At 37.6% G+C, this 21,561-nt stretch carries 20 protein-coding genes and 1 tRNA gene; 16 read left to right on the top strand and 5 right to left on the bottom strand.

The genetic code is table 11. The features are described 5' to 3' along the window. The first annotated feature begins 8 nt into the window (after positions 1-8). The 5 genes from ribD to ABD769_RS23470 all read left to right on the top strand — a co-directional run bounded on the left by ribD (position 9) and on the right by ABD769_RS23470 (position 5,525). Entirely contained in the window at positions 9-1,064 is a 1,056-nt protein-coding gene (gene ribD, locus ABD769_RS23450; RefSeq protein ID WP_344853799.1) for a bifunctional diaminohydroxyphosphoribosylaminopyrimidine deaminase/5-amino-6-(5-phosphoribosylamino)uracil reductase RibD, read from the top strand. Further along, positions 1,061-1,927, top strand: coding sequence for an EamA family transporter (locus tag ABD769_RS23455; RefSeq protein ID WP_344853800.1), 867 nt, complete (start codon positions 1,061-1,063; stop codon positions 1,925-1,927). The genes ribD and ABD769_RS23455 overlap by 4 nt, the downstream gene beginning before the upstream one ends. Next, on the top strand, positions 1,914-2,528 hold the full coding sequence (locus ABD769_RS23460) for an IMPACT family protein (protein WP_344853801.1): 615 nt from the start codon (positions 1,914-1,916) through the stop codon (positions 2,526-2,528). The genes ABD769_RS23455 and ABD769_RS23460 overlap by 14 nt, the downstream gene beginning before the upstream one ends. A 121-nt stretch (positions 2,529-2,649) precedes the next feature. Next, positions 2,650-3,510 (top strand): nucleoside phosphorylase, encoded by an 861-nt coding sequence (locus tag ABD769_RS23465; protein ID WP_344853802.1) that lies wholly within the window; start codon positions 2,650-2,652, stop codon positions 3,508-3,510. Between the two features lie 56 nt (positions 3,511-3,566). Beyond that, positions 3,567-5,525 carry a tetratricopeptide repeat-containing sensor histidine kinase gene (locus ABD769_RS23470; RefSeq protein WP_344853803.1) on the top strand — a complete coding sequence of 653 codons (1,959 nt, stop codon included), beginning with the start codon at positions 3,567-3,569 and terminating at the stop codon, positions 5,523-5,525. Between the two features lie 57 nt (positions 5,526-5,582). Here ABD769_RS23470 and ABD769_RS23475 read toward each other — a convergent pair whose 3' ends face one another. Beyond that, entirely contained in the window at positions 5,583-5,978 is a 396-nt protein-coding gene (locus ABD769_RS23475) for a DUF1398 domain-containing protein (RefSeq protein WP_344853804.1), read from the bottom strand. 2 nt (positions 5,979-5,980) lie between these two features. Further along, entirely contained in the window at positions 5,981-7,030 is a 1,050-nt protein-coding gene (locus tag ABD769_RS23480) for an aldose epimerase family protein (RefSeq protein ID WP_344853806.1), read from the bottom strand. A 76-nt stretch (positions 7,031-7,106) separates the two neighbouring features. On the opposite strand from ABD769_RS23480, the gene ABD769_RS23485 reads away from it, so the two are divergent. From ABD769_RS23485 to ABD769_RS23500, 4 genes are all read left to right on the top strand, one after another. Beyond that, complete coding sequence (locus tag ABD769_RS23485) at positions 7,107-8,258, top strand: galactokinase (RefSeq protein WP_344853807.1); 1,152 nt, start codon at positions 7,107-7,109, stop codon at positions 8,256-8,258. A gap of 92 nt (positions 8,259-8,350) precedes the next feature. Beyond that, positions 8,351-8,881 carry an RNA methyltransferase gene (locus tag ABD769_RS23490; RefSeq protein WP_344853809.1) on the top strand — a complete coding sequence of 177 codons (531 nt, stop codon included), beginning with the start codon at positions 8,351-8,353 and terminating at the stop codon, positions 8,879-8,881. Between the two features lie 106 nt (positions 8,882-8,987). Then, on the top strand, positions 8,988-9,650 hold the full coding sequence (locus ABD769_RS23495; protein WP_344853810.1) for a YdeI/OmpD-associated family protein: 663 nt from the start codon (positions 8,988-8,990) through the stop codon (positions 9,648-9,650). A 236-nt stretch (positions 9,651-9,886) separates the two neighbouring features. Beyond that, positions 9,887-11,227, top strand: a complete 1,341-nt coding sequence (locus ABD769_RS23500; RefSeq protein WP_344853812.1) for an OmpA family protein — start codon at positions 9,887-9,889, stop codon at positions 11,225-11,227. A gap of 193 nt (positions 11,228-11,420) precedes the next feature. Here ABD769_RS23500 and ABD769_RS23505 read toward each other — a convergent pair whose 3' ends face one another. Continuing rightward, positions 11,421-12,722 carry a DEAD/DEAH box helicase gene (locus tag ABD769_RS23505; protein ID WP_344853813.1) on the bottom strand — a complete coding sequence of 434 codons (1,302 nt, stop codon included), beginning with the start codon at positions 12,720-12,722 and terminating at the stop codon, positions 11,421-11,423. 314 nt (positions 12,723-13,036) lie between these two features. On the opposite strand from ABD769_RS23505, the gene ABD769_RS23510 reads away from it, so the two are divergent. The 3 genes from ABD769_RS23510 (at position 13,037) to ABD769_RS23520 (ending at position 14,933) form a co-directional block, all read left to right on the top strand. Then, positions 13,037-13,198 carry a hypothetical protein gene (locus ABD769_RS23510; RefSeq protein ID WP_344853815.1) on the top strand — a complete coding sequence of 54 codons (162 nt, stop codon included), beginning with the start codon at positions 13,037-13,039 and terminating at the stop codon, positions 13,196-13,198. Between the two features lie 5 nt (positions 13,199-13,203). After that, positions 13,204-13,275, top strand: a tRNA-Met gene (locus ABD769_RS23515). Between the two features lie 632 nt (positions 13,276-13,907). After that, positions 13,908-14,933, top strand: coding sequence for a S66 peptidase family protein (locus ABD769_RS23520; RefSeq protein WP_344853816.1), 1,026 nt, complete (start codon positions 13,908-13,910; stop codon positions 14,931-14,933). Here the strand turns inward: ABD769_RS23520 and ABD769_RS23525 are convergent, their stop codons facing one another. Together ABD769_RS23525 and ABD769_RS23530 are read right to left on the bottom strand one after the other, a co-directional pair. Beyond that, complete coding sequence (locus ABD769_RS23525; RefSeq protein ID WP_344853817.1) at positions 14,934-15,614, bottom strand: PepSY-associated TM helix domain-containing protein; 681 nt, start codon at positions 15,612-15,614, stop codon at positions 14,934-14,936. Next, positions 15,589-17,112, bottom strand: coding sequence for a DUF2271 domain-containing protein (locus ABD769_RS23530; RefSeq protein ID WP_344853818.1), 1,524 nt, complete (start codon positions 17,110-17,112; stop codon positions 15,589-15,591). Before ABD769_RS23530 ends, ABD769_RS23525 begins: the two co-directional genes overlap by 26 nt. Before the next feature lie 267 nt (positions 17,113-17,379). On the opposite strand from ABD769_RS23530, the gene ABD769_RS23535 reads away from it, so the two are divergent. From ABD769_RS23535 to ABD769_RS23550, 4 genes are all read left to right on the top strand, one after another. Next, on the top strand, positions 17,380-18,525 hold the full coding sequence (locus ABD769_RS23535) for a methionine aminotransferase (protein ID WP_344853819.1): 1,146 nt from the start codon (positions 17,380-17,382) through the stop codon (positions 18,523-18,525). Between the two features lie 19 nt (positions 18,526-18,544). Further along, positions 18,545-19,348: a nitrilase family protein gene (locus ABD769_RS23540; protein ID WP_344853820.1), complete on the top strand. Its 804-nt coding sequence runs from the start codon at positions 18,545-18,547 to the stop codon at positions 19,346-19,348. Between the two features lie 216 nt (positions 19,349-19,564). Next, positions 19,565-20,599 carry a glycosylasparaginase gene (locus ABD769_RS23545; protein ID WP_344853821.1) on the top strand — a complete coding sequence of 345 codons (1,035 nt, stop codon included), beginning with the start codon at positions 19,565-19,567 and terminating at the stop codon, positions 20,597-20,599. A gap of 1 nt (position 20,600) precedes the next feature. Next, positions 20,601-21,338 carry a copper homeostasis protein CutC gene (locus ABD769_RS23550; RefSeq protein WP_344853822.1) on the top strand — a complete coding sequence of 246 codons (738 nt, stop codon included), beginning with the start codon at positions 20,601-20,603 and terminating at the stop codon, positions 21,336-21,338. Positions 21,339-21,561: the final 223 nt, after the last annotated feature.

The raw sequence follows: 21,561 nt of genomic DNA on the forward strand, positions 1-21,561 counted from the left end.
TTGCGCTAATGAGCGATGAATTCTATATAAAACGTTGTCTGGAGCTAGCCGCCTTAGGTATGGGTAACGTAAGCCCGAACCCAATGGTAGGATGTGTAATTGTACTGAATGACAAAATTATCGGCGAAGGTTACCACCAGGAATATGGAAAAGCACATGCAGAACCAAATGCTGTAAAAGCTGTATTTGATCAGTTCGGAGAAGAAGCCGAAGCAATGTTAAAACAGGCCACCGCTTATGTGAGTTTAGAACCATGTGCCCATTTTGGCAAAACCCCGCCCTGTGCCGATCTTTTCGTGAAACACCAGATTAAAAGGGTGGTGATAGGCAACAGAGATCCATTTTCAAGCGTTGATGGTAAGGGAATTGAAAAACTTAAAAACGCCGGAATTGAGGTAATAAGCGGTGTTTTAGATGAAGAATGTCGTTACCTTAACAGAAGATTTTTCACCAGGATACAACAGCAGAGGCCTTATATTATTTTAAAATGGGCTGAAACGGCGAATGGCTATTTTGCAACAACTGATGGTCATCAAAAATGGATTAGTAGTGCTTTGGCCAAACGTTTGGCGCACCGGTGGCGTACTGAGGAAGATGCAATTTTAATCGGAAAACAGACTGCCATAATGGATAATCCGCAATTAACAGCGCGGGAATGGCCGGGTAAAAACCCTGTACGCTTGGTGATCGATAAAAACCTGCAGGTTCCAATATCCAATCACATTTTTAACATAGCGGCCAAAACCATCATATTTAACGAAATTAAAACCGATGTTGTTGGTAATGTCCATTATATCCAAATGGAAGATATGCATTTTTATTTCGCTCAAAAGGTTGCATTTCAGCTTTACTTAATGGATATACAATCCGTAATTATCGAAGGTGGGGCAAATATCATAAATCAGTTTTTGTCTGCTAATCTTTGGGATGAAGCACGTATCTTCACCTCATCAAACAGCTGGAAAGATGGCATTCCTTCACCCACTATAAATGGAAACCTGAAAGAACATATCCAAGTTGAAAATGATAAACTCTCTATCTATATAAACGACATAAATAAATGATTTACATTATCTTAAGCATCTGTTGTAGTGTTACGGTTGCTATTCTGTTAAAGCTCGCCAAACGATACCAAATCAGCATTATTCAGGCCGTTACGGTTAATTACCTGGCTGCACTTATCTTATGTTTTCTGTTTTTAAAACCCGATGTATCGCTGGTAACTACCAGTGCGCCATGGCCAAATTATATTGCGCTGGCCATATTGCTACCATCCATATTTTTATTTCTGGCAGCATCAGTTAAAAATCTGGGTATCGTTAAAACTGATATCGCGCAACGTTTATCATTGTTCATTCCCATATTAGCAGCTTACTTTATTTTTAAAGAAGATTTTAATAATTTCAAAATTATAGGTTTAGCTATCGGATTTGCAGCAATCATTTTAACTTTTCTCCGCAAATCAGATAAAAAAGACGACAAAGGGAATCTGCTATATCCCATAATGGTTTTTGTTGGCTTTGGCGTTATTGATGTCCTTTTTAAACAAATTGCACTTTATAAGGATTTGCCTTATACCACTTCCCTTTTCACTGTTTTCTGCCTTTCGTTTATCGTATCGTTGTTGATTGTAATCGTGATGGTCATTTCGGGCAAGATAAAGTTACAGCTGGTAAACGTAGCCTGCGGACTAATTTTAGGCTTCTTTAATTTCGGAAATATCCTTTTTTATATGAAGGCACATAAAGCACTGGCAGAAAATCCATCTACAGTGTTTGCCGCCATGAATTTAGGTGTTATCATTGTTGGAACTTTAATTGGCGTAATTGCCTTTAAAGAAAAATTAAGCAAACTGAATTATGCGGGTATAGTTTTGGCCATTGCCGCCGTTATTTTCATTACATTATCGCAAAATGCTGTTCGATGATTCCTATAAAACCATCGAAAGTGCCTCAGAAGGTATATTTCGCGATAAAGGGAGTAAATTTATTGCCTTTTCTTACCCGATCCGTAGTGAAGAAGAAGTAAAGCCAATTATTGCTAAACTCCGAACCGAACATCCAAAGGCCAATCATTTTTGTTATGCCTACCGTTTAACACCAAACCGGTCAGTTTTCAGGGTGAACGATGATGGGGAACCTTCTGGCACAGCCGGCAGACCAATATTGAACTGCTTGCTATCTGAAGATATTACCAATATATTAATCGTTGTAGTCCGTTATTTTGGTGGCACTTTACTTGGTGTTCCGGGTTTAATTAACGCCTATAAGAACGCTGGTTTAGAGGCCATTAAAGCTTCGAATGTAGTAAGCAAGACGGTTAATGATATTTATGAAGCCCATTTCGAATACCTGCAGATGAATGATGTAATGAAATTAACCAAAGAAGAAAATTTACAGGTTTTGGCTCAGCAGTTCGACATCAATTGTATCTTAAAATTTGAGGTTAGAAAAGCTCAACTCAACCAGGTTTTAAGTAAATTTGATAAAATTGAAGGTGTTAAGTTGAAATACCTAAGCACAATTTAAAAACCACAGCTTTTTAGCGCTGCGTTAATCAGGGAAATCTGCTGGAAAAATTGAGGGTAAACAACAAAACCAAAATATAATTAATGACCCCAGATAATCTGCGGGATAATATAAACCAAATATGAAAATATCCGAAAGCGACCTAATCATCAATCCTGATGGCAGCATATACCACTTAAATCTTCTCCCCGGAGATATTGCAGATACTGTAATTACGGTTGGCGATCCGGACCGTGTTGGCGAAGTAAGCAAATATTTCGACCAGATAGAGTTTAAAAAAGGTAAGCGCGAATTTATTACCCATACGGGGTATATAGGAAAAAAGCGTGTAACAGTGCTTTCAACAGGTATAGGAACTGATAATATCGATATTGTTTTTAATGAACTGGATGCATTGGTGAACATTGATTTCGAAACCCGTGAAGTAAAAAAAGAACTGACCTCGCTAAATATTATCCGGATAGGTACCTCAGGAGCGGTCCAACCCGATATCCCGATGGGTACGATTTTAGCTTCTACACATGGTTTGGGTATGGACGCTTTAATGAATTATTATCTTCAGCAATTCTCTGGTGATGAGCAACTTATACTGAATGATGTTAAAACGCATTTTGGTCATTTAAAAAATATTAACCCTTATTTAACTGCTGCTGATGAAAGTCTTTTAAATACTATTGGTAAAGATATGGCACACGGCATCACGATTACGGCACCTGGTTTTTACGCCCCGCAAGGCAGAATAGTAAGGGCAAAAAATGCAGTTCCTGATTTTATCGGACTCATTAACAGCTTTAGAAGCAATCAGCACCGCATTACTAATTTGGAAATGGAAACGGCGGGGATTTATGCCTTGGCAAAAGTTTTAGGACATAAAGCGCTTTCTGTAAATGCGATTCTGGCTAGCAGGGTAAAATTCGAATTTAGCAATGAACCAAATAAAATTGTAGAACAGGCGATTAAAACGGTACTGGAAAGGATTTAAATTTAAATTAGCATATCATTTCAGTACATTTATTGCTCAAGCAGTAAAAGTCAATTATGAAGAAATTAATCCCTCTCTTTATTTTTTGTAATTGCTATATCTTATCTGCCCTGGCTCAGGGGAATTTACTGAGCAAACAGCTTATTGAAATGAAAAAGGCCGGGTTAAATCATTACAGGCTTCACCAAACCCATGCCTATATTGATACACTGAACAGAATTTCGTATTTATATTTTAAAGAAAATCCTGATAGCAGTTGGTTTTATGCAGATAAAGCTTATAAACTTGCTATAAATGATCAATACCTCTATGGACAGGCTAAGGCAAAGCTTAATTTTTCTGGTAATTATTATTATAAGAATAATTATGACAAAGCATTTATTGAATTGTATGATGCCTATAAAATTGCTACTAAAACTTCAGATCAGGCTTTAATAGCCATTTGCCTAAACGATATCGGTTTGGCTTACGTTCAGCAAAAAAATTACCCTATTGCTTTAAAGCATTTTTATCGTGCGCTAGAGCTTTCTACAAAGATAAAAGATTATAACACCCAAATGCTAAATGAGTTTAACCTTGGTTTTTGCTATGCCATACTTTTTGGTAAATATAAAAAACAAGCCTATTTTAATAACTCTTTCAAACATTACCAACTTGCGCAGGCAATAGCTAAAAATATAAATAATCAAACTTACTTTTTTACCTGCTATAATCGCCTGGGCGACTTATTTATTCTTAAACAAGACTATAAAAAAGGAATAAAATATTTTGAAACGGTACTTTACAATCAAAAAGAAGTTTCAGATTGGGAACTCGGCGCTACTTATACTAGCATGGCAAAGGCAAACATTGGCCTAAAAAAGTTTGACAATGCTATAAAGTTTGCAGAGTTAGGATTTTCTATCGCAAAAAAGAATAAGGATCAAATAAATATTGAAAAATCCTTGTCTTTACTGGCGAAAGCCTATCAGGAAAAAGGGAATTTCAAGAAAGCTTATGAAATATTAGATCAGAAGGCGCATTATGCTACCTTAGCCTCCGATGAAGAAGCCAAAAAAAGAGTAAATGAGTTATTAATTATTCAGAAAAACCTCGAAAATCAGTATTTAACCAAAGAAATTACTGCACAAGAAAAGAACATACACCTCAATCGTTTATTGATTATAATAAGCATATCTTTTTTATCGCTGGTTTCCATTTTATTGGCAATAGTTTATCTTAAATCAAAACAACAGAGCAAACTGAACAGGCTATTAGCTGATAATAACATCGATATTTTACAACAGAAAGATCTGATAGCACAGCAGAATATAGAACTACAAAACAACGACGATTATAAAAACAAACTTATACTGGTAATTGGTCATGATTTGCGTTCGCCATTTGCCACTACATTACAGGCAACCCGGTTTTTTAAAGAAGGTGATTTTAGTAAGGAAGAACTTAATCTTTTTATTGATGATTTTCAAGAAAAAATATTAAGCAGTCTTGAAATGTTGAATGATTTGATCACATGGACAAAAAGTAATAAATCAACCAGGGCCAACAGAATTCCTTACAAACTTAGTAGCGTTACCGATCTGGTTATTAAAGAATTAGCTCAGACCAGTTTATTGAAACAGATATCCTTAAATCATTATCACTCAACAATAAACGACATCGTATTAATCGATGAGAAACAGGTAATGGTTATCTTAAGGAATCTGATTACCAATGCCATTAAATTTACCAAACCGAAAGGCAATATCGAAATTTTTTACAGTGCAGAAACAGCAACCAATAACATTTTTCTTCATATTAAAGATAATGGAATTGGAATGGATCAAAAAAAAGCTGCTAAGCTTTTTGCTGTTTTTGGTGATGAAATGTCTTCAAGAGGAACGGCTGGAGAATCAGGTTCTGGAATTGGCTTAAGTCTGGTAAGCGATTTTGCGAGATTAAATGATATCAAAATACAGATGAAAACGCAAGAAAATGGTGGTACGGAATTTATATTGGGTTTTACGCTTGTTTAATGCCACTCTGATGACTAAATCAGCCATCAGAATAACATCATAATTTAATTAAGTGTATTAAACTTCAGCAATGTTTTCCTTTACCAGTTCATTGCCTTCGGCATCCAGGTACTTACAGGTCATTTCTTCCAGATCGGTTACCCATTTCTCCACTCCTGCATCTGCGGCCTGTTTGCAAAAAGTAATGTAATCTGTTTCGCCCTGCTGGTGTATTTTTAAAGCATGCTCAAGTTTTCCGGCAGAAGGTTCATCGTTGATAATTAAAGCCGGGTATCCATCAGGACTCACTTGCTGGGCGTTATCTTCATTGTCAAAATAAATGGATAAACCATTGCTCACATAAACATCGTTTCGCCTAACACCCAGTTCCTTAATTTCTTTTATAAACTGCGGGAAATCTGCACCAGTTTTAATTTTCGATTCTGCTGCCCGGATGTTTTCGATGGTGAACATAATTATTTATTTAATGAAACTTTGTAAATGGTTGTTTGCGTGTATAAATCGTCAGGTCTTAATACCGTACTTGGAAATTCAGGAATATTAATGGCATTTGGGTGATGTTGTGTTTCCACGCAAAAAGCACCGTAGCTTTCGTAATCCCTGCCACCCTTACCATTTTTCACATCCAAATACTTCGAGGTATAAAGATGTGCTACTGGCTCTGTTGTATATACGCTTAACACTAAACCGCTTTCTTCCTCAATTGTTTTAGTGGCCAGTGATAAATCACCGTATATTTTATCCAGCACGTAGGTTTGATCGTACCCTTCTTCCTCATTCCAATCCTGTCCTATCGCTTTAGATTTTGTAAAATCCATGTTGGTTCCTGCAACAGGGATTAATTTACCCGTAACCGAGTAATTACTATCCTGCTCCAGGTAATGTGAAGCAAAAATCTGCTGTTTGTGGTCCTTAATATTCCCACCATTTGGAGCGAGGTTGAAATAACCGTGGTGTGTTAAATTAATTGCCGTAGCCTGATCGGTTTCTGCCTCGTAACTCAAAATCAGTTCATCATTTTCGGTCAGTTCGAAAGTAAGATCAATGATCAGGTTGCCTGGAAAATTCTCTTCACCATCAACACTTTCATATTGTAAAGTAACCAGCGACTGCTCTCCTTCGCCCACTTCGATAACATCCCATACTTTTCTATCAAACCCTTCAATGCCGCCATGTAAAGTATCCGTCCCTGCATTTTGTGCCAGTTGATAATCTTCACCATCAATCGTAAAACGGCCATTTTTAATGCGATTGGCATAACGCCCCACAATTGCCCCTAAATACGGGTATTGGGTTAAGTAATCCGGGTTAAGGTATTCATCAAAAGTATCGAAACCCAGTACAATATCCTGCATCTCGCCTTTGGCATTTTTTACAATGAATTTGTTGATGATTGCACCATAATTAAATATTTTAACATAAGTGCCTTTACTATTGGTTAATTCGATTGCGATAACTTCTTCGCCATCAATAATTTTTCCGGTAGGTGTTTGCTGAACGCTCATAAATTGTAACTTAGGGCTTTTGTTTCCTAAACAAACATACTATTATTAATGCTTTTAATAAATATATTTTAGCCAAATGAACATTAACCTTGAGGAAAAATTTGCAGAGCAATACGATAAAAAGGCCCACGCTATATATTTTACGCCCGGCAGGGTTAACCTCATTGGCGAGCATATTGATTATAACGGTGGTTTAGTAATGCCCTGCGCCATTACCCTGGGAACATGGCTGGCTATTGCGCCCAATCAGGATCATAAATTCAGGTTTAAAAGTTTAAATTTCGAGAATGAATCGATTGTTGAAAGTAATGTTTTAAACGAAAAAGACGGTAACCACTGGGCAAATTATCCTGTTGGTGTAATCAACGAAATGATTAAGGATGGAAAAGAAATAACCGGATTAGACTTTCTTTTTTATGGGAATATTCCCATCGGATCGGGACTTTCATCTTCAGCATCTATCGAAATTGCCACAGCATATGCGCTAAATACCCATTTCAATTTAGGTTACGATAAACTGGAACTTGTTAAAATAGCCAAACGGGTGGAGAATGATTTTATTGGTCTAAACTCAGGCATTATGGACCAGTTTGCAGTTGCTTTTGGTGAAAAAAACAAAGCGATTGTTTTAGACTGCGAGACCTTAAAATATAAAATGGTTGATGTGGAGCTTGGCAAGTATGTTTTGGCCATCATTAATACCAACAAGCCCCGCGAACTGGCAGATTCTAAATACAATGAGCGTGTTGCAGAATGCCAAACGGCCTTAAAGCAGCTTAACGAAGAAATCACACTTCATTACCTTTGCGAACTTAATGCAGAGAAATTTGCACTGCACAGCCATGTAATAACCGATGAAGTTATTTTAAACCGCGCCACCCATGTGGTAAAAGAAAACGACCGTGTTCATTTAGCAGCAAAAGCCTTAAATGGCGGTAATCTTGAAGAATTTGGCCGTTTGATGTATGCCTCACACGAATCTTTAAGAAACTTATATGAGGTAAGCGGAAAAGAACTGGATGCTGTAGTGGATTTTTGTAAAGATTATGAGCATGTTATTGGTGCACGCATGACCGGTGCAGGCTTTGGTGGTTGTGCCATTGCTCTACTGGAAAAAGGTTTTGAAGAAGATTTTGCCAAACATTTAACAGATTACTACGTAGCTAAAATTGGTTACCCGGCTGCCATTTACATTAGCGAAATTGGTGGTGGACCAACCAGTTTATAACAACATTTAATACAAGATGTATACATGTAAATACAGATACGACGATATCAATCGGTGTAATTCTTTTATCTGTGGCATCATTTTAAAAAATCATGAGAAAATTAAAATTAGACGAGTTAAATCGTCCGGATATTGAAGAATTTAAGGCACAGGAGAAATTACCTGTTGTAGTGGTGTTGGATAATGTGCGCAGCATGCACAATGTGGGCTCTATATTCCGTACAGCAGATGGTTTCGCCCTGGAAAAAGTGATTCTCTGCGGCATTACCGCACAGCCGCCACACCGTGAAATAGAAAAAACGGCTTTAGGCGCTACTCAATCTGTTGATTGGATCCATTATACAGATACTTTACAAGCTGTTGATGCCTTAAGGGACTTAGGTTACGAGATTGTTGCCATTGAGCAGGCCGAAAACAGCACGATGCTAAATACTTTTCAACCCGATCCAAATAAAAAATATGCTTTGATTTTTGGAAATGAAGTAGATGGTGTGAGCGATGAAGTAATGGCTAAAATCGACGAATGCATCGAAATTCCCCAATTCGGCACAAAACATTCTTTTAACATTGTAATTTCTGCCGGTATTGTATTCTGGGATTTCTTTGCTAAATTAAGGTTGTAATCATCTAAGTTTTTTACCAAAGATCACGGAGAAAAAAACACAGAAAATACATCGATTTTTGTAATATTATCTTCGGACATCGGACCGCAGACTTCGCACTATTCAAATGGAAAATCTATTTTTAAAAAAGCTTCAGGTAAAACCAAGTTATACTGTTAAAGTTGTTGATGCGCCTGAACATGCAGCAGCCATATTTGGTGACATCCCATCCGATATTGTTATAAAATATAACGAAGAAGCTGATTTTAATACATTAATTACCTTCACCATAAGTAAAGATCAGCTTAACCAGCAAATTCAGAGGAATTTAAGACAGATTAACGCCAAAACCATTTTCTGGGTTTTTTATCCCAAAAAATCAGCAAAAATCAAATCAGATCTCGATCTGATGAAAAGCTGGCAAGAACTGAATGCTTTTGGCTTAACGCCCTGCGCATCGGCAGCAGTAAATGAAACGTGGACAGCTTTACGTTTAAAACTTATTGAAAAAGTTAAACCATCGGGAATGCGAAACGACCATATTCAAACCAATGAATATGGCGAATATATAGATCCGGTAAATAAAACCGTTAAACTTCCGGTTGATTTACAAACCGCTCTTTCCGGTCATCCACAAGCTTTGGCATATTTTAACCAGCTTGCCTATAGCCATCGAAAAGAATACGTGTTATGGGTATTATCTGCAAAACAAGAAAAAACACGGAACAGCAGGCTCGAAAAAACGGTTGAATTGCTGTTGAACCATAAAAAAAATCCGTCAGACAAATAGAATTTCTACTGATTAAAATCGTTTAAATTCCTTAAAATGTATAGAATACTATACAAATTCTTATTGATTACCTATGGTTAAGTAACTTTTTTGTGAATTTAATTTAACCTCCTAATCTTCTGATAACATGCTATTTGAGTAAAAAATATAGTGTTTGGCAAGATTTTTTCTTAGCCAATGCAAAACAGTACGACATAAAAACTGTTAAGACACTAATATTTAAAAAATAGAAGAACATGAATACGAGAATTACAAAATCAACAATGTTGGTTGCATTATTAGGTTTATCATCACAATTATTTGCGCAGGAGACACCAACAACTACGAGTACTACAGGACGTTTCTCTCCTAAAGAATTCCGTACCTGGTCAGTAGGTGTTCACGGAGGTTTATTAACACCAAGAACTATTTTCGGCAATTCAAATCACCAGTTTCAAACTCCGGTAGAGCATATCGGATACGGTGGTTACATTAAAAAACAAATTTTACCTCAATTAGGTATTCAGGCAGATTTCTTAGCTGGTAAAGTAGAAGAGTTAAGAATTGCTAACGGAATTGATGCTGCCGGAAATACCACTTATGCTGCTAACACAGGTTACAAAACCAATATGCAGTGGTCTGGTGCATTATCAGCAGTCTGGAATGTTGCTAATATCAACATCAATAATGAGAATGCAGTGATTATCCCTTACTTAAAAGCAGGTGCGGGTTACATGTCATCTGGTGCTACAACTACACCAGCTAATACGCAAGATGCAGGTTATTACAGAGAAGGCTGGTTTGTACCTGTAGGTGCCGGTTTTAAACTAGGTGTTGCAAAAGGCATTAACGTAGATTTAGGTTACGATGTAAATTTTGTGAAATCTGCTAAATTTGATGGTGTTAACACTGGTGCTAACGACAGATTTGCTTATGCACACGCAGGTTTAGAATTTGCTTTGGGTAGTAAAGAAAAACCTCAGTTACAAAACTATAGCTCATTAGCTAATTTACGTCAGCAAAGCGCTGAAGAAAGTTCTGAATTAAGAAGAGCATTATCTACTGCTGAGCAAAATGCACAACGCGACAGAGAGCAATATGCTAAAGACCTTGGTGATGACGATAACGATGGTGTAGCAAATAAATTCGACAAATGCCCTGGAACTGCTTCAGGTACAGTTGTTGATGGTTCTGGTTGCCCAATCAAAGTTCAACGCGAAGTAATTAAAGAAACAAGAGTAATTACTGAAGAAGATCGTAAAGTAGTTAAAGATGCAATTTCTAACTTAGAATTCGATTTAGGTAAATCAACTATCCGTTCTAAATCATTTGCTACTTTAAACCGTGTTGCTGCTTTATTGGTAGAGAAAAACTTTAGCTTAAAATTAGCTGGTCACACTGATAATACTGGTGGCAGAGAGTTAAACTTACGTTTATCTAAAGACAGAGCTGAATCAGTAAAAGCTTATTTAGTATCTCAGGGTGCTAATGCATCAAGAATTGAAGCTACAGGTTACGGACCTGACCAACCAATTGCAACTAACAAAACTGCAGCTGGTCGTCAACAAAACCGTCGTGTAGAATTTACTTTATACTAATCGTAAGTAACGGTTAAATAAAAAGCTCCTCAGATTAATTTCTGAGGAGCTTTTTTTATGCTGAACCATTAAGAATAACGATGAAAAACAAACAGAACAAGATTCGTATTAAGATTCCCGCCTGTGCCGGGAATGACGAATGAAGACGATTTTATTGTTGCATTTATTAGAAAACTGGCGTTAGCCCAACTATCTAAGACAATCCCTTTTTATTTTTGTAAGTCATTTTGGCTTTTGTGCCGGCGCTGTAATTGTAGTTTTTTAAATTACTGGCTTTCTTTTCATGAAAAGCTGCACCACGCTCGCTGTCTTCATCATCTTCGTTCGCTTTCTTTTTCTTTGGCTTGGCTGTGGTGGCATCAACAACTTTTAAATCTTCAGGCAGCTCCATTACTTCCATCTTTTGCCCGATGGCTTGCTCTATTTTCTTCACCTCAATCAATTCGATATCGGTAGAGAAAGTAATCGCCACCACTTCTTCATCACCGTTTTTAACAATGCGCTGAATTAAAGTTTCTTTCTGTTCAGGAAGTTCTAAGTGTAAAAGAATAGGAATGCCTTCAATATTTAAATCTCCCAGATTCTCATTGGCAACAATTAAAACCCTTGCATCCGGGTTGTCTTTAAAGTCTTCAATATCATCATAGCCCTTATCATCAAAAAACAATGAACGGTAAATGCTGATTTCTCCTTCTTTATTATGGTTAAAGTTTTTATATACTGTTTGGGCAGTTAACCTGGTATTCACAAAAACCACTACCTTATCAAAAACTTCCCTATCATTCAATAATAAAGTGAGCAGGTTAAGTTTGGTCCTGAAATTTGGCACCTGATACAACATTTGCTGATAAACCTCAGCCTGTTTTTCGCCAATTTCGTCTACCTCAATGGTTGAGGCAGAATCTTTCATAAAAGGCGAAATCATGTGGTTTAATTTTTCGTGCATTACCTCCGTAAATACCACGTGCTGCGATTTATAGGCACTATTGGCCAGCTCAACAACAGGCAACTGCAAGCCTTTTTTAACAATCAGCTCTGCATTATCTACAATAAACAACTGGATTTTATTGGTATTTAGCGCCAGTTTTAAGTATAATGCACGTGCACGATCGGGTACTGCAACAATAATGTCGCAACCATCGGTAATTTCGTTCATCTGCGTATCAACGGCACCACGGCTATCAATTCCCAAAATCCTGAAGGTACCGTTACGGTTAAGCAATTTGAACTGTTCCAGCACATGATCTACATGTTCCGCATCAGGCACTAAAATTAAAGCTCTTGGTGCTTCTTCAAAGGCATACTTTAATTTCATTAAAGTTGCTAAAACATAGGTTGTTGTTTTTCCCGAACCCTCCGGCCCCACCGCTATAACATCTTGTCCACCTAAAATACGCGACATGGTTTTGGCCTGGATTTCTTTTGGAGTTAAAAATCCGGCGTCTGTCATAGCCGCTACAAGTGGTTTGCTAAGTTTTAATTTATCTAAAGACACAATTACTATTTTAATGATTGAACTGCAAATATCCTTAAAATAATTAGCTTTTCTGAAATTGAATTTAAAGCGGTTAAGCCTAAGCTCGTAAATTAAAACGGCTGTTAAACATTAAGGTTAATATTTGAGGTAGAAAATCTATTAAAAGAAGCTACTATTACAAACAGAATAAAAAATAATAAACTGATAATGAATTATTTATAATATTATTTAAAATAAATACTACTAAATCCATAGATATTATATACTTATTTATATATTTGCTCAACATTAATCATAAAGAAAACGATGTTGAACAATTAAACGCTAAAATTATGTCAATCTATTTTCAATATCCCACTATAGATGAATTTCAGGCCCTTACCTATCCAGTAAAAACGGAAGAAAATAAGCAGGAATATTTAAAGGATGAAGATAGTTTAATTAAAGAACAAATTTTAGAATTGAGGGATTATTTGGCATTAAAACAGTTATAAAATAAGGCCAGTTGACCGATTGGAAGGTTGGGGGTTTCATAAACTCTTTACAATGGTTCGAATCCATTACTAGGCCACAAAGTGTATCTCATAGCACTTTACCTGATTCTGCTCAATCAGGTAAGATTTGGTTATCTTATATTTGTTTTGTTGTTAGCAAAGGCTATCCGCGAGGGATAGCCTTTAACTTTTAAATAATTTTTTAAGATCTCTATTTAAGACATCCTTATCTTTTTTAAATATTAAGAAGCGCAGTTTCAGTGCTTATCGTAAAGGGTTGGTCCTGCTGTACACTGCAATCTTTTTGGGCAGCTTGCTACAATACAATATAACGATACCAAAAAGTATTTCCGTTTCCATCAGGGCTATTTAGGAGGGTTAGTGGATCTACCCTGGCAGATTTCCCGACTGCGTTGCACTCCGCTCGAAATGACGATAACTAGAAAAAATTTACTTATGAATTGATTGCGGCTATTCATATTGATTTTTATACCATAAATCATCTATAAGCATGACTAAATATTTTTTTCTAAAATCTCAAAACATTTTATTTCAAACGTGGTTATTTATATAATTCACATTATACTAATCTTTTACAGATTAATTTGTTTGGTTTAAAAAAGGGATTTATGGATATAAATCCCTTTTCTTTTATGCCAATATTTTAAATCCTATATTCGCTACATCAACATTTACATTCCTATTTTAGATGAACCGAAAACATTTCCTTTCTTCATTTATTGCAGCTGCAACCGTATTTCCGGCTTTTAAAACATTAGCAAATACTGTCGAAAATGAAAGTTCATCTTTTAAAACCCCACCTTACTTAAAACCGGGCGATACGATTGGAATAACCAGTCCGGCGGGCTACATTACACCGGAGCAGATTCAACCCTCAGTCTTACAGATGCAAAGCTGGGGCTTTACCATAAAAACCGGCGATACCATTGGCAAACGCGATTTTACTTACGGCGGAACGGATGCTGAAAGGTTGGCAGACTTGCAGCGCATGCTTGATGATCCCAATATAAAAGCCATTATGTGCGCCCGTGGCGGATATGGCCTGGTGCGGATTATCGATCAGCTTGATTTTTCTTCTTTCAAAAAAAATCCAAAGTGGATTATAGGTTTTAGTGATATTACCGTTTTACATTGCCACCTGGCTAAAAACTATGGCATTGCCTCCATCCATTCTAAAATGTGCAATAGCTTTCCTGATGATTGGGGCAAAGCCGAACCTATACAGATTGAAACCATTCTTTCCATCAAAAATGCATTAATTGGCGAACAAATGGGTTACACCGCTCCTGCCAATAGTAACAACCGGTTAGGAAAAGTTGATGGTATTTTGGTAGGCGGCAACCTGAGTATCATTGAAACCTTGGCAGGAAGTGATTCTGATTTAAACACGAAAGACAAAATACTTTTTATAGAAGATACCGGCGAATACCTTTATAGTATAGACCGGATGCTGTGGAATTTAAAACGCAGCGGAAAACTAAAAAACCTGAAAGGTTTAATTGTTGGTGGTTTTAAAGTTAAGCCTGATGATGCCGGAGAAGAGTTTGGCAAAACCATTTATGAAATCGTTTTAGAAAAAATAAAGGAATATGGCTATCCTGTCGCTTTCGATTTTCCTGTTGGGCACCAGCGCAATAATTTTGCTTTAAAATGCGGTGTAAACCATACGCTAACCGTAAAAGAAACCGGTTCAGTTTTACAAAGCATAGCTTAATTAAGGGACAAATAATTTATAAATCAGATAACAGATTATTGTTCCAACTGCAGCGATGATGAAGCCGCTTAACCTTTTCTTTTTGATAAAACAGATCAGAATAATGCCAGAGATGGATACCAAAGTCATGAGTACGGCTGAGATATCGATAATCCAGGACCAAGCCTTACCCGAATCCCTGCCTTTATGCAAATCGTTAATTACGGCCACTGCACCAAACCTGGTGGTAGTTAATTCATATTTACCTGTTTCGCGGTCGATAAAAGAATCGGCCAGGTAACCAGGTCCGTTAAAAGTTAAGCTCAGTTCGCGGTCGTCCATTCTAAAATCGCTCAATGCGCCTCTAACCTGGTGTTTGCTCCTTAAAAATTCAACAATTTGTAGTTTGTTTATTTTATTGGTATCTGCCTGGTTTACCCATTTTAAATCTACCGAGCCTGAATCTTTCTCCACCACTTCTTTTCCCGAGGTAAACCAATCAGCATGATTTAAGGTTAATCCTGATACTGCAAAAAACAGCAATATAGTAAAACTCACCATCGATAAGTAAATGTGCAGCCAGCGTGATAAACCGGCTAAACGTTTCTTCCCCTTGCCTTTTCCACTATCCTTTTTTACCGGCTTTTTTCCCAGTCCGCCAGGTGCAGCGATAGTATTATTTTGCGATTTTTCTGTAGTCAAGGGATGCTGATGCTAATTCTGTATTTGGGGTTAATTCTACTTTTTGTGCGGAACCGGTAAATTTCATTTCTTTCGAAATCACCTGATAGGTGCCATGCTCGCGGGCTACTTCAATATAAACAGTATATGTTCCGGCTTTTACTAATTTGCCGCTATCATCTTTTCCATCCCACGATAAACTGTATTTACCAGGACCACGTGTAGCCGAACTGGTTGAACTTAATTTTCCTTCAGCTCCTTTTCTAAATTCATCACCGTTTACACGATTCCACGATTTTAAATCTGGTAACCAGCGTGGTTTGTTATACCAGATGGCCAGGTTACGTACCGGTGTTTTTGCAGCATCTTCTACCCATACGGCCACAAACGGACGGCGAACACGTTTTCCATCGGTCGATTCGATATTGGCAAGCTCTAAATTCACAATCAGTTCATATTTCGTATTCCAGAGTTTATCTGCCTTGTTAACTTTCGCCATTGCAGCTGCTGGTTTAGCTGAAACCAGTTCATACTCCGCCCAATTTTTATTTTTAATCTCTTTGCCATTTTTGGTAACCAAAAGGTAAGCAATATCATTTCGGTTAGCGGTAATCGCTTCAATTTCTGAAACAGATAATACATTAAACGAAGTGGCAAGTGCGCCCGCTTCACTGGCATCAGCAGCAATAACTGTAGCGCTGATAATTTCTGAGGCTGGATTTCCTGTACGTGGATCAACAATATGCGAATACCATTTTCCATTAACATTAAAGCCCCTGCGGTAATTACCACTGGTGGCAACCGCCATATTTGAAACTTTAATTGTATTTAACGCTGCATCATTTTCTGTATCGGCCTTTGGATTGGCAATTTCGATATTTTCCGGCTGATTTCCTTTAACCACCATATCGCCGCCAATGTTCACCACCACGTTTTCAATCCCCGGTGTTTGCATGGCTTTATCAGCAGCTTTATTAATGATATAACTTTTAGCAAAAGAGTTTAAAGCCAAAGGCACCTCATCTAAGCGAGTAACGGTTTTATTTTTCCCGTCCAGTACATAATGCTTTTGTTTAACCAGGCTAACTGCATTTTCCAGCTCGCTGGCAGATGGCAAACGGTGTTCAGCTGATGCTTTTTTCCAAACATTGCCAATAAGGGCTGCTGATGCATCAAGGGCACCATTAGTTAAATTTTTATAATCCTCAAACTGTCGCAAAACCTCAAATAATTCCGGTGAAATTTTAGTGGTCTGTTTACCGTTTTTCATCCATTGGCTAAATTCGCTGGATGGTTTGTAAGCACTTAAAATCTCATCTAAACGATCAATTTCTTTAAGCGTACGTTCTTCGGCCAGGTCGGCATCTGCCTGATTACTTGCTTTAAATTTTAACTCTAAAGATGTACCCAATACATTTTCATAGTTGGAAACAAATGTTCTTAAAGCTTTTTTAGGACTCACAAAGGCCGAAGCTGTGATCACCAATAAAAAGATGGCGGCTAAGTGTTTAAATTTCATTCAGGAGTTTTTGAGATTTTAATGCAAAGAAAATAGTTTATCTGGAATTATTTTAAATAAGATCAAATATATTTGAAATAATACAAATCTGCTCATCTGCAGTTCATTTGGTTCCGTATTTATTTTTATTGACGCGAACTGCAAGGAAGGGTTTAATTAGATTAGGTTAAATTTAGTTTATTCGGTTAAACATATTGGCCAATTCAGCCTGGCTTTTAGCAATCCTGTTTAGGCATTAAGCTTTTTTTTCCTATTTTCGCTTATACGATGCTGAATATACAATCTAAACTTCCTGGTGTAGGTACCACCATTTTTTCGGTGATGAGCAAACTTGCGGCAGAACACAATGCCATTAATTTATCACAAGGATTTCCTGATTATGCCTGCGACCCAAAACTGGTTGAATTGGTAAACAAAGCCATGAAAGATGGTTTTAACCAATATGCGCCAATGCCTGGCAATATTTTTTTAAAGGAAACCATTGCAGAGAAAGTAGAAAAACTTTACAACGTAAAATATAATCCTGAAACAGAAATTACCGTTACTGCAGGCGGAACACAGGCTATTTTTACCGCATTGGCGGCCATCATTAATGCAGGCGATGAAGTGATCATTTTTGAACCTGCTTACGATAGCTATGCCCCTACCGTAAAACTTTTAGGCGGTTTGGTTAAAACCTATGAGCTTGCCCCACCTAGTTACGGTATAGATTGGGATATGGTTAAAAAGCTGTTTACCGCAAAAACAAGAATGATCATTTTAAATACGCCGCAGAATCCTACCGGGAGTATTTTATCTGAAGATGACATGAAATCGCTGATTAAACTGATCAGTGGCACCGACATTTTAATTTTAAGCGATGAGGTTTATGAGCATTTAATTTATGATGAACAAAAACACCAGAGTGTAATGCTTTATCCCGAATTAAGGCAGCGGAGTTTCATTGTAGCCTCGTTCGGTAAACTTTTACACGCTACAGGATGGAAACTGGGTTATTGCCTGGCTCCGGAAAAACTGACCAAAGAATTCAGGAAGGTACACCAATTTAATGTTTTCAGCGTTAATAGTCCCATGCAGCAGGCCATTGCCGAATACATTAAACAACCTAAAAATTATACCGGATTAGCCAGCTTTTTTCAGCAGAAACGGGATTATTTCAGGGATTTGTTGGCCGGGAGCCGTTTTAAACTTTTGCCATGTAACGGTTCTTATTTTCAGTGTGCAAGCTATAGCGACATCAGCGATGAAAAAGACACCGATTTTAGTATGCACTTAATTAAGGAGTTTGGAGTGGCTACCATTCCAGTTTCGGCATTTTATCAGAAATCGACCGATCATAAAATCATTCGCTTCTGCTTTGCCAAAGAAAATTCTACGCTTGCCTTAGCTGCAGAGAAATTAAAAAACGTTTAACCAGTTTAAAACATTAAAAATGGAAGCACCTGTTTACACTCAAATAGAAAACCTGAAAGTAACCGTCTTTCAAGCTTATCTCTTTTGGGAAAACATAGAAAAAAACCTTTTAAATCTTGCGCTGAGGCTATCCATGGGTGTTCGGGAAAAAACCGACATCATTATCCTGCCCGAAATGTTCAATACCGGTTTCAGCATGAATTCGGAAGCATTGGCTGAAGAAATGGGTGGAAAAACCATGCAATGGATGCAAAAAATGGCAGACCTGTATAATTGTGTGGTTACCGGAAGCTTAATTATTAAAGAAAATAACCAATATTATAACCGTTTAATCTGGATGGAACCAGATGGCAAACACCAGCATTACGATAAACGCCATTTATTTGGCATGGGCGATGAAGACCATCATTTCAGTCCGGGAAAAGACAAATTAATTGTAGAACTTAAGGGCTGGAAAATCAGGCTGGCCATCTGTTACGACCTTCGTTTCCCGGTTTGGTTGCGTAATGTAGATCAGGAATATGATATCTTACTTCTTGTTGCCAACTGGCCTGATAAACGCTCGGCACACTGGAAAGCGCTTATCCCGGCAAGGGCGATCGAAAACCAGAGTTATGTGATTGCCGTAAACCGTGTTGGCCATGATGGTAACCAGATTTACCATAGCGGATTATCCATGTGTTTAGATCCTTACGGAAATACCGTTTATTATAAGCCAGAGGATGAAGATTTATATACTTTTAGCATCAATTATGAGGAACTGGTTAAAGTTAGAAGACAGTTTCCGTTTTTAAAGGATGCAGATCGGTTTACGATTGATTAGTGAATAACCAATAATTATATTACAACTTTCAGACCAATAGTAAAACGATTAATGAATAATGACCAATGTTCAAACCAAATAACCAGACAGGATTGATTGATTTAACAATCTAACAATTCGTCAATTGACCAGTTAACCTATTAACCACCCTTTACAATTAACCAGTTAACCAATTCAAACAATTAACCACCCTTAACAGTTAACCAAACTACACAAATGTTTAACCGCCGTAAATTTATAAAAGCGTCAGCCTTGTCTGCAGGTTTGATGGCCATTGATAAAAGCAGCATTGCCAATGTGCTCCCTGAAAATGATTCGAAAGCAGCAAATTTCCCGATTGTGATTTCTACCTGGGATTTTGGGATTGCAGCCAATGCAGATGCCTGGAAAGTATTATCATCAGGCGGACGTGCCCTGGATGCTGTAGAACAGGGGGTTTGGGTGCCGGAAGCAGATGAAAAAAATCAATCTGTAGGTTATGGTGGTTTGCCCGATCGTGATGGCCGTGTAACCCTCGATGCCTGCATTATGGATGAACAAGGCAATTGCGGCGCTGTTTTAGCACTCGAATATATTAAACACCCCATTTCGGTAGCGCGCAAGGTAATGGAAAAAACGCCCCATGTAATGCTGGCTGGCGATGGCGCTTTGCAATTTGCATTAGAGCAGGGTTTTAAAAAAGAAAATCTCCTGACTCCCGCAAGCGAAAAAGCATGGAAAGAATGGTTGAAAACGGCAAAATATGCGCCGGTAGTGAATATTGAAAATAAACTTTACGAAAAAGCAGCCCCACAAAAATTACCAGGAAATCAATATAACCACGATACCATCGGGATGTTGGCGATTGATGCCAAAGGAAACATTTCTGGTGCCTGTACCACCAGCGGCATGGCCTATAAACTGCATGGACGGATTGGTGATAGTCCGATTATAGGTGCAGGTTTGTATGTAGATAACGAAATTGGTGGCGCAACCTCTACCGGTGTGGGCGAAGAAGTGGTGAGAAATGTGGGATCATTTTTGGTAGTAGAACTGATGCGCCAGGGTTATAGCCCGGAAGCAGCCTGTAAAGAAGCCGTTATGCGGATTATTAAAAAGAAACCAGAAACCGCAAAAAATATCCAGGTGGGCTTTTTAGCCATCAATAAAAAGGGCGAGTATGGTGCTTATGCCATTCAGCAAGGCTTTAGTTATGCGGTTTGCAATGCAGAAAAACAGAATTTATTGATCAAAGGAAAAAGTTATTATTAATATGGCTTGTTTAGAAGTCTGCGCAAATTCTTACGCTTCGGCATTGGCTGCTCAAAACGGCGGTGCTAAAAGGGCTGAATTTTGCGATAACCTGGCCGAAGGTGGCACTACACCAAGTTATGGTCAGCTGGCATTAGCCAAGAAAAACCTGTCCATCGAAATTTGGCCGATTATCCGTCCGCGGGGTGGTGATTTTTTATATTCTGACACAGAATTTGAGTTAATAAAAGAAGACATAAAAATCTGTAATTCATTAAATTGCGAAGGTGTTGTAATAGGAATACTTAAAGCAGATGGTACAATTGACAAAGAAAGGTGTGCTGAACTAATTGAGTTGGCACGTCCGATGGATGTGGCTTTCCACAGGGCATTTGATATGAGCAATGATATGTATCAGGCACTGGAAGATTTGATCGAACTCGGTATTAAAAGGGTACTCACTTCTGGCGGTGCATCATCAGCTCTATTGGGTGCAGAGAAATTATCTCAATTGGTTAAAAAGGCAAATGGAAAGATCACAATCATGCCTGGCGCCGGAATAAATGAAAATAATATCCAACAACTCATTGACCAGACTGGAGCAACTGAATTTCATGCTTCGGCAAAGGAATTTGTAGAGAGCAAAATGAAGTTTCGGAATAATGAATCTAAAATGGGCAGTATTGATGATGAATACCGTTATGAATTAACTTCTGAAATTAGAGTGAAAGCTTTAGTTGATTGGATTAATAAGGTTTAATAAAATTTGTCATTTCGACTGTATCGCGAAACACCCGCCTGATACGGGCAGGAAGAAATTTATGAGATGTAATTGTAAATAGATTTCTCCGCTACGGTCGAAATGATTGTTATGATAAAAACAAATTTTAAGCGGCAATATTAAAGTTATTTTTATAGCTCTCCTGGTTTTTAATAACAGCAGCAATTCTTAGCGCTATTTTGTTTCTAACGGCATTAATTAC

Origin of the sequence: Pedobacter jeongneungensis, from assembly GCF_039538295.1 — a bacterium.
Lineage (GTDB): Bacteria > Bacteroidota > Bacteroidia > Sphingobacteriales > Sphingobacteriaceae > Pedobacter > Pedobacter jeongneungensis.